This is a genomic window from Pseudonocardia abyssalis (assembly GCF_019263705.2).
In the GTDB taxonomy this organism is placed as follows: Bacteria; Actinomycetota; Actinomycetes; order Mycobacteriales; family Pseudonocardiaceae; genus Pseudonocardia; species Pseudonocardia abyssalis.
Genome location: NZ_JADQDK010000001.1, coordinates 2,283,623 through 2,299,136 on the forward strand (window position 1 = coordinate 2,283,623; position 15,514 = coordinate 2,299,136).

13 protein-coding genes and 1 pseudogene are annotated in these 15,514 nt (G+C 74.9%); 2 read left to right on the plus strand and 12 right to left on the minus strand.

Going from position 1 to position 15,514, the window contains the following annotated elements:
* Positions 1-442 precede the first annotated feature (442 nt).
* Positions 443-2,212: a thiamine pyrophosphate-binding protein gene (locus tag I4I81_RS10945; protein WP_218603491.1), complete on the minus strand. Its 1,770-nt coding sequence runs from the start codon at positions 2,210-2,212 to the stop codon at positions 443-445.
* 88 nt (positions 2,213-2,300) lie between these two features.
* Positions 2,301-3,887, minus strand: a complete 1,587-nt coding sequence (locus tag I4I81_RS10950; protein WP_218603490.1) for a class I adenylate-forming enzyme family protein — start codon at positions 3,885-3,887, stop codon at positions 2,301-2,303.
* Between the two features lie 226 nt (positions 3,888-4,113).
* On the opposite strand from I4I81_RS10950, the gene I4I81_RS10955 reads away from it, so the two are divergent.
* Complete coding sequence (locus tag I4I81_RS10955; protein WP_218616015.1) at positions 4,114-5,103, plus strand: Rieske 2Fe-2S domain-containing protein; 990 nt, start codon at positions 4,114-4,116, stop codon at positions 5,101-5,103.
* A 47-nt stretch (positions 5,104-5,150) separates the two neighbouring features.
* Positions 5,151-6,110 carry a TetR-type transcription factor C-terminal domain-containing protein gene (locus tag I4I81_RS10960; protein ID WP_218605614.1) on the plus strand — a complete coding sequence of 320 codons (960 nt, stop codon included), beginning with the start codon at positions 5,151-5,153 and terminating at the stop codon, positions 6,108-6,110.
* A 6-nt stretch (positions 6,111-6,116) separates the two neighbouring features.
* On the opposite strand, the gene I4I81_RS10965 is transcribed toward I4I81_RS10960, so the two are convergent.
* From I4I81_RS10965 to I4I81_RS11010, 10 genes and pseudogenes are all read right to left on the minus strand, one after another.
* Positions 6,117-7,397, minus strand: coding sequence for a thiolase family protein (locus I4I81_RS10965; protein WP_218605615.1), 1,281 nt, complete (start codon positions 7,395-7,397; stop codon positions 6,117-6,119).
* Between the two features lie 29 nt (positions 7,398-7,426).
* Entirely contained in the window at positions 7,427-9,025 is a 1,599-nt protein-coding gene (locus tag I4I81_RS10970) for an AMP-binding protein (RefSeq protein ID WP_218616016.1), read from the minus strand.
* Positions 9,022-9,819 (minus strand): crotonase/enoyl-CoA hydratase family protein, encoded by a 798-nt coding sequence (locus I4I81_RS10975; protein ID WP_226363881.1) that lies wholly within the window; start codon positions 9,817-9,819, stop codon positions 9,022-9,024. Before I4I81_RS10975 ends, I4I81_RS10970 begins: the two co-directional genes overlap by 4 nt.
* Positions 9,816-10,724 (minus strand): LLM class flavin-dependent oxidoreductase, encoded by a 909-nt coding sequence (locus I4I81_RS10980; RefSeq protein WP_218605951.1) that lies wholly within the window; start codon positions 10,722-10,724, stop codon positions 9,816-9,818. Before I4I81_RS10980 ends, I4I81_RS10975 begins: the two co-directional genes overlap by 4 nt.
* Positions 10,721-11,239 (minus strand): gamma carbonic anhydrase family protein, encoded by a 519-nt coding sequence (locus I4I81_RS10985; protein ID WP_218605950.1) that lies wholly within the window; start codon positions 11,237-11,239, stop codon positions 10,721-10,723. The genes I4I81_RS10980 and I4I81_RS10985 overlap by 4 nt, the downstream gene beginning before the upstream one ends.
* A gap of 1 nt (position 11,240) precedes the next feature.
* Positions 11,241-12,038, minus strand: coding sequence for a class I adenylate-forming enzyme family protein (locus tag I4I81_RS10990; protein ID WP_225924538.1), 798 nt, complete (start codon positions 12,036-12,038; stop codon positions 11,241-11,243).
* Positions 12,035-13,168 (minus strand): thiolase family protein, encoded by a 1,134-nt coding sequence (locus tag I4I81_RS10995; protein WP_218605952.1) that lies wholly within the window; start codon positions 13,166-13,168, stop codon positions 12,035-12,037. The genes I4I81_RS10990 and I4I81_RS10995 overlap by 4 nt, the downstream gene beginning before the upstream one ends.
* A 14-nt stretch (positions 13,169-13,182) precedes the next feature.
* Positions 13,183-13,554: a Zn-ribbon domain-containing OB-fold protein gene (locus I4I81_RS11000; protein WP_218616017.1), complete on the minus strand. Its 372-nt coding sequence runs from the start codon at positions 13,552-13,554 to the stop codon at positions 13,183-13,185.
* A complete protein-coding gene (locus I4I81_RS11005; protein WP_218605398.1) occupies positions 13,551-14,780 on the minus strand; it encodes a cytochrome P450 in 1,230 nt (409 codons plus the stop codon). The genes I4I81_RS11000 and I4I81_RS11005 overlap by 4 nt, the downstream gene beginning before the upstream one ends.
* Positions 14,777-15,451, minus strand: a pseudogene (locus I4I81_RS11010) (ABC transporter ATP-binding protein); the annotation flags it as partial. The gene I4I81_RS11005 and the pseudogene I4I81_RS11010, both read right to left, overlap by 4 nt.
* Positions 15,452-15,514 lie beyond the last annotated feature (63 nt).

A 15,514-nucleotide genomic window follows, 5' to 3' on the forward strand; every position in this document is an offset into this window, starting at 1 on the left:
GCACGAGTCGGCACAGGCGGCCCCCCACGCCGGGGGCCTGCCGGGCCCGCAGGCCGCCGCCAGGCCGTGTGCCCCGAACCGCAGCCCAGCTGCGGCGGTATGTCGTGCCAGGAGCCGGTGCAGAGCACGATCCTCCGGTCGAGCCGCCGGTCGGGGGGCTCGAGCGACCGCGGCTGCGCCACCGCGACGCCACCCCGACGAGGAGGGCGTGGATCACGAGCTACCCGGACGGACCCACCGTGACCAGGTGGGACCATCGAGAGTCTCGCGGCGCCGGTTCGATCCGGATGCGCTTCGAGCCACCGGACGGGGCGACCACCCCGGGTTCCCCACAGACCAGTGCGGGGGCACGGATGCTCCGGCGCCCCCCTGCCGAAGTGCCGACGAACCGTTCCGCGGAACGCTCAGGATCCACGACGGCGCGCCGCTCCCTCACCAGCGATCAATGGAACTTCGGGTAGTGGTGGTCGACGTGCTGCGCCCGGGCCGGCTCCTGCATCTCCTCGCGGGGAAGGTGCCAGAACATCTCCTTCGCGTACGCGCTGTCGTAGAGCGGGTGCGCGACGTCGCGGCTGGCCTGCACGTCGATGACGGCCGTGCGCCCGGACTCGAAGGACCGCTCCACCGCGCCGCGGATCTGGTCGGGCTCGGTCACGTGCTCGACGTGGGCGCCGACCGTCTCGTACATGCGGTCGTAGCGGATGTCGGGGGTGAAGTTGAACCCGCCGCGCGCCTTCGGCCCGAGCAGGGAGAAGTCCTTGCCGTAGCAGTAGTTCTCCAGCCCGGCGCAGAACCCGCCGTCGTTGTAGACCATGTAGACGACCGGCAGGCCGTAGCGGGCGGAGGTCTCGATGTCGCCGCCGCCAATGCCGATGCCGCCGTCGCCCATCATCACGAACACCGGCCCGCCCGTGCCGACGGCCGCGCCGATGCCCATGCCGACGCCGTGCCCGACCGCGGCGGAGTAGCCGGAGTCGAGCATCTGCGCACCGGCGTTCAGGGCGAGGTGCTCGCTCAGGAAGCTGGACCCGGTGAAGGAGTCGAGCACGACCGGCACGTCGCGCAGCAGGCCGCCCGAGAGCTCACCGGCCAGCGTGCGCGGGTGGATCGGCCGCTCTGCCGAGCGCTGCCCGGCCTCCTCGTCCAGGCCGGCCCGCCAGGCCGCGCGCGCGGCCGTGAGCCGGCCCGTCCAGTCCGGCCGGGCGGCGGGCGGCCCGTCGCCGAGCCGCTCCAGCAGGCCCTCCAGCGCGCTGGTCGTGTCGGCCTGCACCTCGACCGACGTGGGCAGGTGCAGCGCGAACTCCCCCGGGTCGCTGCTCACCTGCACGAACCGGGCCCCGGTGCGCCAGGTGCCGAAGCTCTCGAAGTAGCCGACGTCGAGGCCGAGCAGGATCACCAGGTCCGCGTCCCGGATCAGGGGCTTGCGGACGGCCGCGGGCACGACGAGCGGGTGCGACTCGTCGATCGCGCCGCGGGCCATCCGGCGCAGGCTCACCGGGAGGGCGGCGCGCTCGGCGAGCGCGGCCAGCAGCGGGCCGGACCGGTCCCAGTGCACCTTGTCGCCCGCGACCAGCAGAGGCCGCTCCGCGGCGGCGAGGAGGTCGGCGATCTCGTCCATCCGGGCCGACTCCGGGGCGACCCGCGGGCGGACGAGCGCGGGCGCCACGGCGGCGGAGTGCCCGACCTGGGCGGCGCGGCTGCCCGGCTCGAAGTTGAACGTGTCGAGCGGGAACTCGATCGCGACCGGGCCGTAGGGCGGGGTCATCGCGTCGCGGAACGCCTTGGTCAGGTAGAAGCCGGTCTGCTCCGGCGTCGTGCACCGCGCCGTCCACTTGGTGACCGACCCGAGCACCTTCTCCGCGTCGGCCTCCTGCAGCGACCCGCGCCCGCTCTCGCGGAGCTTGTGCCCGCCGAGCAGGCAGACCATCGGGCTCTGCGCGAGGTGCGCCATGTAGATGCCGGTGACCATGTTCGTCATGCCCGGCCCGGCGGTGCCGAAGCAGACGCCGGGGGTGCGCGTCGTGCGGGCGAACCCGTCGGCGGCGTGCGCCCCGGCCTGCTCGTGGCGCACCTGGTGGACGTCGATGCCGCCCCGGTAGGCGAAGTCCTGCAGCGCCTGGATGTGCCCGCCGGTGAGCCCGAACATCGCCCGGACGCCGTGTGCCTGCATCGTCTCGACCGCGATCTGGGCCGGCCACACCTGGTCGCTCACGCCGTGCGGTCCTGTCGTCGGTCCATGGTGGTCCTGCTCCGTTCGTCCTCGGGTGCCGCGTGCTCGTGGATCAGGCGTGCTCGTGCGATCAGGTGTGCTCGGCCCAGTGCCCCGAGCGCAGGGCCGACTTCTCGACCTTGCCCACCGGGTTCTTCGGCAGGTCGTCGCGCAGCTCGACCAGGCGGGGACGCTTGGCCCCCGAGAGCTGGGCGGCGCAGTGGGCCTGCACGTCCGGCCCGGTGAGCCCGCTGCCCGGCCGCGCGACGACCACGGCCTTCACCAGCTCGCCCCACCTCCGGTCGGGCACGCCGACGACCGCGACCTCGCGCACGTCGGGGTGCAGGGCGATCACGTCCTCCACCTCGGTGGCGTACACGTTGGCCCCGCCGCTGATGATCACGTCCTTGGTGCGGTCGACGAGGTGGACGTAGCCCTCCTCGTCGGCGTAGCCGAGGTCGCCCGCGGTCATCCAGCCGCCGGGCCGGAACTGCGCGCGGGTGGCCTCCGGGTCGCCCAGGTACTCCGGGGCGATCATCAGGCCGCGCTTGCCGACCTCGCCGACCTCGCCGGGGGGCAGCTCCCGACCGTCGGCGTCGACGACGGCGACGGTCATCCCGAAGAACGGGCGGCCGACGCAGCGGGTCTTCCGGCGCTGGTCGACCGGCGGCAGGATCGTGGCGAAGCCGATCTCGGTGGAGCCGTAGTACTCGTGCAGACCGCCGTGCGGGAACGTCGCCTGGATCCGCTCCTTCGTCGAGGTCCGCAGCGGCGCGCCCGCGGTGACCATGGTGCGCACGGAGGACAGGTCGGCCGTGGCGGCGGCCGGGGCGTCGAGCAGCATCTCGTACAGCGTCGGCGCCATGACCAGGACCGAGACCCGCGAGCGCGCGATCTCGGCGAGCGCCTCCGCCGGGTCGAAGCCGCGCTGGACGACCACGGTGCCGCCGACCATCAGGTGGTGCATCGTGAACATGAACGCCTGCGAGTGGTAGTAGGGCGCGCAGAGCAGCAGCACGTCGTCGCCGGTGATCGGGAACTCCTGCGAGGTCAGCAGCCAGTTGAGCAGCAGCGTCCGGTGCCGGCCCACGCAGGCCTTCGGGCGTCCGGTGGTGCCGCCGGTGAACGCGAACCACAGCGGGTCGGTCGGCCCGGGCACCGGGAGCGGTCCGGCGGGCTCCGCCGGCGCGGTCCCCGATCCGGTCGTCAGCGCCGCGTACCCGCCGGGGCCGTCGTCGCCGACGAGGACGACCCGGTGCGCCGCGCCCGCGGACGCCTCGGCGACCACGTCGGCGAGGTCGCGGTCGGCGACGAGCAGGCGGGGCCGCGCGAGCTCGATCACGTGGCGCAGCTCGCGGGGCACCTGCCGGTAGCTCACCGGGGCGATGACGGCGCCGATCCGGGCGCAGGCGAGCGTGAGCTCGATGCACTCCCGGCCGTTGTGCATCGCGGTGACGACGACGTCGCCGCGCCCGAGTCCCGCCCGGTGCAGTGACTCCGCGACCCGGTGGACCCGGGCGGCCAGCTCGGCCCAGGACACCGCGCCGTGCGCGTCCACCACGGCGGGGCGGTCCCCGCGCGACGCGCTCGCCGCGTGGAAGTCGGCCCACCAGCCCACGCGGAAGAGGTCGTCGGTGCCGCCGTTCTCGGCGACGGCGAGCCCGCTGCATGGCGTCATGTCGTTCCTCCCGCGGTGGTCGGGACCCACACGGCGTTTAGTCATCGCCGCCGAGTGATCGCTCGGCCGGGTCACAGTAGAACGGCGGCGCCGGTCCGTGTCAACCCCGGCGGACCCGGCCCGAAGCGGGTGATGCGCTCGGACCGGTGCGGGTGTTAGCGTTCTGCCGAGCGATCACTCGGGAACCGATGATGAACGCAGGACCGCACACACCGAGGACGGACGCATGACGCACCCCGCACTCCCCGCCTTCCCGCACGGCTGGTTCGCGGTGGCACTGGCGCACGAGGTCGCGGCGGGCGCCGTCGTCGCCCGTCGGCTGTGCGGCCACGACATCGTCGTCTGGCGCACGGCGGGCGGGCAGGTCCGCGTCAACGACGCCTACTGCATGCACCTGGGTGCGCACCTGGGGGTCGGCGGGTGGGTCAACGGCCAGTCGATCGTGTGCCCGTTCCACGGCTGGGAGTACGACGGCTCCGGGCGGTGCGTCCGGATCCCCTACGAGAAACGCCCGATGCGGGTGACCGTCGCGCCGTGGCACGTCCGCGAGCAGGACGAGGCGGTGCTGGTCTGGTTCCACCCCGAGGGCCTCCCGCCCACCTCCGAGGTGCCCGCGCTGGAATGGACCGGGTTCGCCCACCGCTCGCGGGAGTGGACCGTGCGCAGCCACCCGCAGGAGATCTGCGAGAACACCGCCGACGGCGCGCACTTCCGCTACATCCACAAGTTCCCCAACGTCATGGACGTCGCGGCCCGCGAGGACGGCGACAGCATCTGGTTCGACCTGCGCATCCGCGACGGCGAGGTCGGGGAACGGGCGGCGGGCGAGCCGGTCCCCTTCGAGATCACCGGCCGGGCCGACAGCAACGTGACCGCGGTGCACGGGCCCGGCATGGCGTTCAACGAGACCCGCGCGAAGGGGCGGATCCTGCGCAACCGCCTCTACGCCACCCCCACCGACGAGGGTGTCGTGCGGCTGATCGGTGTGCACAGCGTGGCCTTCGAGGACGGGCGCGATCCCGAGGAGCACATCGAGCGCACCATGGGATGGGCCGCGTTCGACGCCTGGGAGGACGACATCCCGATCTGGGAGAACAAGATCTACCGCCCCAAGCCGTTCGCGACCCACCCGTCGGAGGAGGCGCTCGTGCAGTTCCGCCGCTGGTACCAGCGCTGGTACGCCGACGCCGCGCCGGATCGCGCCGGGGCCCGGTGACCCGCACGGCCCACCGGCGGCGGCCGCACCCCGGGTAGTCTGCGCCGATGGCCAGGCCGGACCGGTCGCTCTCCCCGCACGCGGCGCGCGGCGGCCGTGACACGCGCAGCGACACGCGCAGCGGCAGCGACATCGGCGACCGGGTCCGCGCGGTCCGCGAGCGCTCGGGGATGTCGCTGCGCGCGCTGGCCGACCGGATCGGCGTCAGCCCCACCACGATGAGCCAGCTGGAGATCGGGCGCACGCAGGTGAGCGCCGTCCGGCTGGCCGAGATCGCGGCCGCCCTCGACGTCGGGCTGCAGGAGCTGCTCGGTGCCGACCCGGCGCGTGGGCGGGCGGAGGGACCGGACCCCGTGCCCTCCTCGCGGACGCAGGGCCGCTCCGAGCGGGTCGACGCCCTCATCGGCGCGCACCCCGCCGAGTGGCGCGAGTTCCCCCCGCTGCGACTGGACCCCGTCCTGACCGCCGCCGTGGGCCTGTTCTCCGAGGCCGGCTACCACGGCACCACGATCCGTGACATCGCCGGACGCGCCGACGTGTCGACCCCCGCGCTGTACTACCACTACGCGAGCAAGCAGGACGTGCTCGCGATCGTGGTCGCCGTCGCCGCCCGGGAGACCCTGCGCCACGTCCGCGCCGCGGCGGCGGGGTCCGACGAGCCGGACGTCCGGCTCGCGCGCATGACCGAGGCGCTGGCGCTGTGCAACACCCTGCGCAACGACATCGCCACGGTCGCGTTCACCGAGTTCCGCCACCTCGATGCGGCCAGCCGCCGGGAGATCGCCCGCGACCGCAGCGCGATCCAGGGCCTGTTCGACTCCGTCGTCGAGAGCGGGGTCCGGCAGGCCCGGTTCGCCACCGCGCGCCCGCGCGAGTCCGCCCGCGCCGTGGTGATGCTGTGCACCGCGCTGATCACCTGGTTCCGCACCTCCGGCCCGGTGGGCGCCGAGCAGGTCGCGCGCGAGCACGCCGACTTCGCACTGCGGCTGGTGGAGGCCCGCCCCTGACGCCGGTCAGTCCGCGCGTTCGAGCACCACCGCGACCCCGCGGGAGCCCCCGACGCACATGGCGGTGGCGCCCAGCTCGGCGTCGGCGGCGACCATGCCGTGGGCCAGCTGGGTGAGCAGGCGGCCGCCGGTGGCGCCGAAGGGGTGCCCGAGCGCGATCGAGCCGCCCCAGAGGTTGATCCCCGCCGGGTCGACCGCCCCGACCGCCTCATCGCGCCCGAGGTGCCGGCGCGCGAAGTCCGTGGAGTCGAGCGCCCTGAGATTGGCCAGAACCTGCGCCGCGAAGGCCTCGTGCAGGTCGATCACGCCGAGGTCGGCGAGGTTCACCCCCGCCCGGGACAGCGCCACGGGCAGCGCGAACGCCGGGCCGAGCAGCACGCCGTCCTGCGGGTCGTGCGAGGTGAACGCCCAGGACCGGATCCACGCCAGCGGCCGCAGGTCGTGGCGGCGGCAGCCCTCCTCGGTGGCGACCAGCACGGCGGCCGCGCCGTCGGTCACCGCCGACGCCGAGGGCGCGGTGACGAGCCCGCCCAGGTCCGGGAACAGCGGACGTGCCTGCGCCAGCCGTTCCGCCGAGAGGTCCGCGTCGGGCACGGTGTCGTGGTCGAGGGTGCCGCCGGGCCCGTCGACCGGCACGATCGACCCGGCGAACCGGCCCGCGTCGCGCGCTGCCGCGGCCCGGCGGTGGCTCTGCAGCGTGAAGGCGTCCGCCTCCTCGCGGCCGACCGACCACTGCCCGCCGAGGCGCTCGGCGTACTCGGCGAGCGAGACGCCCGAATACGGCTCGGTGAAGGCGGGCGGCGGCGGCAGGACGTCGGCGGCGGTCAGCGCGTCGAGCATCGCCCGCCGCTGCTCCGGCCCCGCCTTCATCGACCCGACGACGAACTCCCGCGCCGCGGCGTTCGTCGCGAGCGGCATCTGCGAGGTCGACTCCACTCCCCCGGCGATGCCGACCTCGGCGTCGCCGCTGGTCAGCTCCAGCACCGCGTCGACGGCGGTGCGCAGGCCGGTGCCGCACGCGTACTCGGCCGAGGACGCCTCCGTGGTGGTCCACCCCAGGCGGATCGCGGTCTCCCGGGCCAGGAAGCTGAACTCCGGGTAGGCCAGCGCCGACCCGACGCGGAGGGTGCCGATGTCGGAGCCCTTCAGGTCGTGCCGCCGCGCCAGTGCCTTGACGACGCCCAGCGTCAGGTCGAGCGGGCTGCTGCTGCGCAGCTCTCGGCGCGCCCGGGCGAACGGGGTTCGGCAGCCGTCCACGAGCGCGACACGCGGTCGGTCCTCGGTCATCGGTGGGTCCCTTCGTGGGGCGGGTGGGTTCAGGAGTGCCGGGTGACCGTGATGCCGGCCGCCTCGCGGTCCCAGACGCGGTCGTGGACGCCCTCGTCGCGGAGCTCGGCCTTGCGGACCTTCATCGTCGGCGTCTTGGGCAGCTCGGGCACGAACTCGAGGAACCGCGGCACCATGAAGTAGGGCACCCGGTCGATGAGGAAGCGCGTCAGCTCCACCGGGTCGGCCTGTGCGCCCTCGCGCACCACGACCACGGCCTTCACCTCGTCCTCGTTGAACTCCGGCGACGGGACGCCGACCACCGCGCTCTCGTAGACGTCCGGGAACTGGTTGATCGCCGCCTCCAGCTCGAAGCTGGAGATGTTCTCTCCGCGGCGGCGCAGCGCGTCCTTGATCCGGTCGACGAAGCGGTAGTGCCCGTCGGCGTCCCGGGTGAAGGCGTCGCCGGTGTGCACCCACCCGTCCCGCACGGTGTCGGCGGTCTTCTCCGGGAGGTTGTGGTACGCCGCCAGCACGGTGTGCGGCACGTGCGGCCGGACGATGAGCTGGCCCACCGTCCCGTCCGGGACGTCGCGCCCGTCCTCGTCGACGAGGCGCAGGTCGTAGTTGCCCCGGGACGAACCGGCCTCCCCGGGGATGGTGTCCTCCGGGGCCGAGGTCATCACGCAACCGATCTCGCTCATCCCGTAGACCGGGATCAGGCCGACGCCGAACCGGCTGCGGAAGGCGTCGATGTCGCTGGCGAGGGGGGCCATGATGGCGAGCTCGAGCGGGTTGTCGGCGTCGTCGGGTCCGGGCGCCTGCTGCTGCAGCAGCTCGGAGATCGCGCCCAGCATCGTGGTCATCGTGATGCGCTCGCGGCGGACCAGCGGCCAGAACCCGCTCACCGAGAACCCCGGCGCGAGGTAGGCGAACGCCTGCGCGACGAGGGCCTGGTAGATCCCGAACCCCTGGGCGGCCAGGTGGAACGTCGGGAGCGTCACGAGGATGCGGTCGCGGCGGTGCGGGCGCTCGGCGTCCTCGCGGGAGCTGTAGGTGTAGCCGTGCGCGTGGGTCAGCTCCACGCCCTTCGACGCGCCCGTGGTGCCGGAGGTGTACATGTAGGCCATCAGCTCGTCCGGGCGCACGTCGACGCGGGCCGCGGCCGGCCCGTCGAGCAGCTCGGCGAACTCCAGGCGGCGCAGGCGGGTGCCGGCCAGCGCCTCCCCCGTGCCGCCGCGCACGACGACCGTCTGCAGGTGCCGCAGGTCGTCGAGCACCATCGCGATCCGCTCGCAGTAGCGCTCCTCGCAGACCAGCACGGTGGCGCCGCAGTCGTTGAGGATGTGGGTGAGGAACTCGCCCTTGTAGGCGGTGTTGATCGGCACCTCGACGCCGCCGGTCAGGGACAGGCCGAACCACGTGTGGATGCTGTCGAGGTGGTTGTCGAGCATGAGGGCGAGCACGTCGCCGCGCCCGACGCCGAGCCGCGCGGTGCCGCCCGCGATCAGCAGTGAGCGGTCGTGCACCTGGGCGAAGGTGTAGCGGCCGTCCTCCCCCGCCTGGGCCTCCTCGTCCGGCCGGGCGTCGAGCACCCGGTCGAAGGCGGCGCCGAGCGTCCGGCGTTCCAGTGGGGGCAGTCCGGTCACGGGTCCTCCTGCGTCGTGGGGCCCGCGGACCAGCGCGGACTCCGTCTCTCGGCGAACGCCGCCGTTCCCTCGGCGGCGTCGGCACTGGCCAGGATCTCGGCCACCGCGGCGGCGTTGTACCGCCACAGGGCATCCTGGTCGTGATCTCCGTCGATGCTGAGCCCCAGCAGGCGCTTGCTCGTCGTCACCGCGAGCGGGGCGTTCACGGCGATCTCGGCCGCCAGCCCCAGCGCCACCGCCAGCACCTGCCCGCGCGGCACGACCCGGTTGGCCAGGCCGAACCGGTAGGCCTCGGCCGCCGGCATCGGGGCACCGGTGAGCACCACCTCCGCGGCGACCTTCGGCGGGAGCTGGCGGCCCAGCCGCAGCAACCCACCCGCCCCGGCGACGAGCCCGCGACGGGGCTCGGGCAGGCCCAGCACCGCGTCGTCGGCCATCACCACGAGGTCGCACGCCAGGGCCAGCTCCGTGCCGCCCCCCAGCGCGGCACCGTTGACGGCCGCGATGAGCGGGGCGTCCACCGGGTGCCGGACGAACCCCCCGAGCCCCCACTCCTCGTGGTCGGGGTCGTTCAGCGGCCGGCCCGCGGCGACAGCCTTGAGGTCGGCCCCGGCACAGAAGGCCGGCCCGGCACCGGTCAGCACCCCGACCCGCAGGTCCGGGTCGCCGTCGAGCAGCTCCAGCGCGGCACCGAGGGCGGCCGAGACGGTGGCGTCGATGGCGTTGCGGGCCTCGGGCCGGTCGAGGGTCATGAGCAGCACGGGGCCGCGCCGCTCCACCCGCACCGGGGTCACGCGGGCACCCCGTCGGTGGCCGCCGCCAGGTGCTCGATGGCGCGCAGCGGGTCGCGGGCCGCGGGCGTGAGGACGAACCCGTCGACCCCCACGGCCCGGTACGCGGCCAGGTCCTCGGCGATCCGGCGGGGGTCACCGGCCAGCAGGTGGCGGTGCATGGCCGCGCCCGACTCCGCCCCGTAGGTGCGGGCGAGGAACGCCTGCGCCTCGGCCCGGTCGTCGGCGGACGGGCCCGCCGCGACGAAGACGTCGAGCACGATCCGCGGGCGGCGGGCGCCCGCGGCGAGCTCGTCGAGCCGGTCGCGGGTGCGGCGCACGCGCTCCGGGCTCGACCAGATGCCCAGCCAGTCGGCGCCGTGGCGGACCGTGCGGCGCAGCGCGGCGTCGCTGCGCCCGCCCACGACGAGCGCGGGCAGCGGCGCTGCGGGGGTCAGGGCGGGGAACGGCCGGTCGTGCGGTGCAGGCAGCACGCCCGGCCGCCCGGCGAGCAGGCCGGGCAGGGCGTCGAGGAACACGTCGGTGCGCCGTCCGCGCCCGGTGACGGGCACGCCGGCCGCGGCCCACTCCGCGGGGCTCTCGCCCCCGACCCCGACCCCGAGCAGCAACCGGTCGCCGGAGAGCACCTGCAGCGTGGCGATCTGCTTCGCGAGCGCGACGGGCTCCCGCAGCGCGGGCAGCAGCACCGCCAGCCCGACGCCGACCCGGCGGGTCACCGCCGACACCGCGCCGAGCGTGACGAGCGCGTCCAGGATCGGGGCGTGGAACGCGAGGTGGTCGCCCACCCACACCGCGTCGAAGCCGGCCGACTCCGCGCGCACCGCGGCCTCCACGACGGGGAGCGCGCCGTCGCCGAACGGGTCGGACGTGGGCAGGCGGACGCCGACGCCGCACGGGTCGGGCGTCACGACGGGCCGAACCCGTGCCGGCGGGCGCGGTCGACGTAGGCCGCGCACCCGGTGGCGAGCCAGCCGCGCTCGACCTCGGTCGTCGGCCGGACGGCGCGGGCCGGCACGCCGGCGAGCATCCAGCCCTCGGGGGCGTCGAGCGTCGGCAGGACGAGCGCGCCGGCCGCGACGACGCAGCCGCTGCGGACGCGGCTGCCGTTGATCACGGTGGCGTGCATGCCGATCAGGACGCCGGTCTCGATCGTGCAGCCGTGCAGCACGGCCCCGTGACCGACCTGGACGTCGTGGGCGATGACGACGGGGTGCCCGGCGTCGGTGTGCACGACGACTCCGTCCTGCAGGTTGGTGCGCGCACCGACGATGATGTCGTCCTCCTCGCTGCGCAGCACCGCCTGGTACCACACGTTCACCTCGGATCCGAGCTGCACGCGTCCCGCCACCGTCGCCGACGGTGCGAGCAGCGCCGCGGGGTCGATCGCCGGCGCGCGCCCGTCCACTGCCACCACGAGGGCCATCTCAGCCGACCTCCGTCCGTTCGCCGGGCACGACGGCCCCGGTCCGACGCGCGCATCCCGCGCGCGGCAGCACGACAGTTCCTCCGACGGCGAGCTGGGACACGATGGCCCGGAACGCCCGCGCGTCGTCGTCGATCGCGCCCAGCACCAGCGGGTGCGCCCCGGCGGCCGGGTTCCCGGGTGAGATCTGCTCCAGTGCCCGGTGGGAGACGAAGCGGGCGCTCGGCCGCCGGCCCGGACCTCCGGCGACGACCATCCACAGCGGATCGGTCGACCTGATCCGTGCGCGGTACCCGTCGAGGTCCCCCGTGTCTGCGAGGAGTGCGTCATACCCGTCCGGCCCCCGACGCCCGACCCGCACCACCGGGAAGTCGACGGCAGCACCGTCCCGGGCCTCGGCGACCAGGTCGGACAGCTCGTCATCGGTGACGAACAACCGAGGGCCAGCGAGCTCCATCACCCTGCCCAGCTCCGGTGCCGACCGGCCGTGACCGAGGGGGGCGATCACCGCACCGACACGTGCGCAGGCCAGGGCGAGCTCGACGCACTCCCTGCTGCCGCTCAGCAAGGTGACCACGACGTCGCCGGACCCGATACCCGCTCGGCCGAGGCCGGTGGCGAGCCGGGCCACCCGGCGGGCCAACTGCTCCCAGCTGACGTCACCGCGGACGTCCATCACTGCGGGACGGTGCCCCCTCGTGGGATCGGCTGCGTGCAGGTCAGGCCAGCGGCCGACGCACCGGAGGTCGGCGTCGTGGTCGTCGACCGGTGTCGGCGCCCCCGGCGTCGTCGACGTCATCGGGCGCCCAGCAGCGTGATGAGGCAGGCGTTGGCGTCGATGCCGGACACGCCGCCGCCCATCGTCTCGACGAGGCCGATCCGCGCACCCTCGACCTGGCGGCCGCCGGCGTCGCCGCGCAGCTGCCAGACGATCTCGGCGATCTGGGCGAGCCCGGTGGCGCCGAGCGGGTGCCCGCGGGCGAGCAGGCCGCCGGACGGGTTCACCGGGTGCGCGCCGCCGGGCCCGGTGTCACCCGCGGCGACCATCGCCCCCGCCTCCCCGCGTCCGGCGATGCCGAGGGCCTCCATGCCGACGATCTCGCCGATGGTGAAGGCGTCGTGCAGCTCGACGACGTCGACGTCGGAGATCCCCACGCCGGCGAGGCGGTAGGCCTCCTGCGCGGTGTCCCGGATCGAGCCGAAGGCGGGCACCTCGGCGTCGCGGTAGTCCCACAGCGCGCCCGAGCTGAGCACCGAGCTGAGCACGGGCACGTCGCGGGCGACCCCGCGCGGTGCCCCGACGACCGCGGCGGCGGCACCGTCGGAGACCGAGCAGCACTGCAGCAGCGTCAACGGGTCGGCGATCATCCGGGAGCCCAGCACGCGGTCGACGTCGATCTCCCTGCGGTGCTGCGCGCGCGGGTTGTGCACGGCGTACCGGCTGCTGGTGACGGCGACGTGCGCCAGCTCCTCGGGCGTCACCAGCCCCAGCGCGAGGTAGCGCTGCGCGGTGAGCGCGTAGTGCCCGGGCTGGGCCAGGCCCGCGCGGCCCTCCGGGTCGGAGGCCTCCGGGTGGATGGCCCCGCCGAACAGCGTGGAGAGCTGCTCGATCCCCAGCGCGAGGACGGTCCGGTAGCGGCCGAGCTCCACCGCGGCGACGGCCTCGTGGTAGGCCGTGGTGCCGCTGGCGCACGCGTTCTCCATCGCGATGACCGGCACGCCGACGATGCCGAGCCCGTGCAGCGTCCGCTGCGCCACGCCGGGCGCGCCCAGGACGCTGCCCACGTACACCGCGTCGAGCTCGACGCCCGGGTCCAGCGCGGCGTCGGTGACCGCCTCGGTGACGGCCCGCCAGCCCAGCTCGGCGGCGGAGAGCTCCGGCTGCTTGCCGAACGCCGAGGTGCCGACGCCGTACACGTGCGCGGTCACGGTCCCTCCGGTGGTCACGGTGCCTCCAGCGGTCCGGCGAGCGGGTCGCCCGTGGCGGAGACGCCACTCAGGCGCAGGCGGGCCCCGGGGGCGGGCGGGTCCTCGGCGTCGACGGCGCACTGCACGAGGCAGCGCGGCCCGTCGTCGAGGTCGAGGTAGGCGAAGACGACCGGCGGGTCCAGGCCGGGCACGGGGATGCGCTGCACGGCGCTCGCCCAGACCGTGCCGGCCGGGCCGAACCGGGCGGGCTCGACGGCGGCGCGGCAGAGCGGGCACCACGGCCGCGCGAACGCGACCCGGTACCCGCACGCCGTGCAGCGGTGCCCGGCGAGGCGCCACTCGCCCCCGGACTCCACCAGGTGCGGGCGCGGGTCGGGCGCGGTCACGGGTGCACCCGCAGGGCGTCGACGTTGCGGGAGAGCAGCGCGGGCTGCCAGCGCGGGGCCTCGGCGATGCGCGCGTCCGGCCCCAGCACGGCGACCGCCTCGGCGACCGCCACCGTGGCCTGCAGCCGGGCGAGCGGGCCGCCCAGGCAGGCGTGGATCCCGTGGCCGAACGCGACCTGCCTGCGGACGTCGGCCCGGCCGGGCACGAAGGCGTCGGGATCGGCGAAGGCGTCGGCGTCGCGGTTGGCGGAGGCCTGCACGAGGAACACCCGCTGCCCCGCGGGCACGACGGTGCCGTGCAGCGCGAGGTCCTCGCGGGCCCAGCGGACGAGCAGCTTGCCGGGGCCCTCGAAGCGCAGCGCCTCCTCGACGACGTCGCCCGCGGAGACCTCGCCCGCCCGGAGCCGGGCCAGCTCCGCCGGGTGCCCGAGCAGCACCAGCAGCGTGTTGGTGATCAGCCGGACGGTGTTCTTGAACCCGGCGTCGAGCAGCAGCACGGCGGTGGCGATCACCTCGGCGCGGCTCAGCGCGCCGTCCTCGCCCTCCGCGTCGAGCAGGGCCGCCAGGAGCGTGTCCCCGCGCTGTGCGGCACCGGAGGCGATCAGGTCCTCCAGGTAGGTGACCATCCCGGTCACGGCGGCGTCGGCGCGCTCGGCGCGGTCGGGCTCGCTGACCACCCCGTTGATCAGCGCGCCCATCTCGCCGGCGAGCGCGGCGAAGTGCGCGCGGTCCGACAGCGGGATGCCCAGCATCTCCAGGATCGTCACGGCGGGCAGGTGCTCGGCGTAGTCGTTGTGCAGGTCGAGCACGGGGGCGCCGGCATCGACGAGCTCGCGGATCCGGGTGCGCGCGAGCCCGGTGCTGTACTCGCGCAGCATCTCGACCCGCCGCGCGGTGAACGTGCGCTGCACGGCCTTGCGCAGCCGGGTGTGGTCGGGCGGGTCCTGGAACACCATCCACGCGTTGAGCAGGGCGAACGTGCCCGCCATCGTCTCCCGCTGCGCGGCCGTGAGCCGCCGCTGGACGAACGGGGTCATGGTGTCCGAGGACAGCCGGGGGTCGCGCAGGAGCGCGCGGACGTCGTCGTGGCGGGTCACCAGCCAGGCCCGGTGCCGCCCGTTCCAGGCGACGGGCTCGTGGCGGCGCAGGTGGGCGAAGTAGGGGTACGGATCGGCGTTGAGCCCCTCGGAGAGGAGGTCCTCGTCGGCGGTGGCCTCGACCGTCACCGTGCTCCCCCGCCCGTCGGCTCGACGTCGGCGCCGAGGTAGGTGGCCGCCACGAGGTCCGAGCCGAGCACCTCGTCGGCCGGGCCGGACAGGACGATCCGGGAGTGGTCGAGCACGAGCACGCGCGAGGCGCACTGCGTCGGGATGAGCAGGTTCTGCTCGACGACCAGCAGCGCCGTGGTCTCGGCGATCAGGTCGACCATGTCGGCGATCTTCTCGATCACCAGCGGCGCGAGGCCGTGCGAGGGTTCGTCGAGCATGAGCAGCACGGGCTCGGACACCATGGCCCGGCCGACGGCGAGCATCTGGCGCTCCCCGCCCGACAGCGTGCCCGCGGCCTGCGTCCGCCGCTCGGCCAGCCGGGGGAACAGGGTGTAGACACGCTCGACGTTGTCGGTGAGCCGGGCCGCGGCGCCCGCGGACGCCTGCCCGCCGACCCACAGGTTCTCCTCGACCGTCATGGCCGGGAACGTCTGCTGCCCCTCGGGGACCAGCGAGATCCCCAGCGACGGCCGTGACCACGCCGGGCGCCGGGTGATGTCCTCGCCCCGGAACCGGACGGTGCCCGCCGACGGCGCGAGCAGGCCGGCCAGGCAGTTGAGCAGGGTGCTCTTGCCCGCCCCGTTGGTGCCGAGGACGGCCAGCACCTCCCCCGGGCCCACGGTGAACGACAGGTCCCGCAGCACCTCGCGGTCGCCGTAGCCGACCCACAGGCCGTCGACCTCCAGCAGTCC

What these genes read in the sequence shown, in the direction of transcription:
- I4I81_RS10955 (WP_218616015.1), top strand. Translation starts at nt 4,114, where the DNA reads ATGACGCACCCCGCACTCCCCGCCTTCCCGCACGGCTGGTTCGCGGTG.
- I4I81_RS10960 (WP_218605614.1), top strand. Translation starts at nt 5,151, where the DNA reads ATGGCCAGGCCGGACCGGTCGCTCTCCCCGCACGCGGCGCGCGGCGGC.
- I4I81_RS10950 (WP_218603490.1), bottom strand. Translation starts at nt 3,887, where the DNA reads ATGACGCCATGCAGCGGGCTCGCCGTCGCCGAGAACGGCGGCACCGAC.
- I4I81_RS10965 (WP_218605615.1), bottom strand. Translation starts at nt 7,397, where the DNA reads ATGACCGAGGACCGACCGCGTGTCGCGCTCGTGGACGGCTGCCGAACC.
- I4I81_RS10985 (WP_218605950.1), bottom strand. Translation starts at nt 11,239, where the DNA reads ATGGCCCTCGTGGTGGCAGTGGACGGGCGCGCGCCGGCGATCGACCCC.
- I4I81_RS10990 (WP_225924538.1), bottom strand. Translation starts at nt 12,038, where the DNA reads ATGACGTCGACGACGCCGGGGGCGCCGACACCGGTCGACGACCACGAC.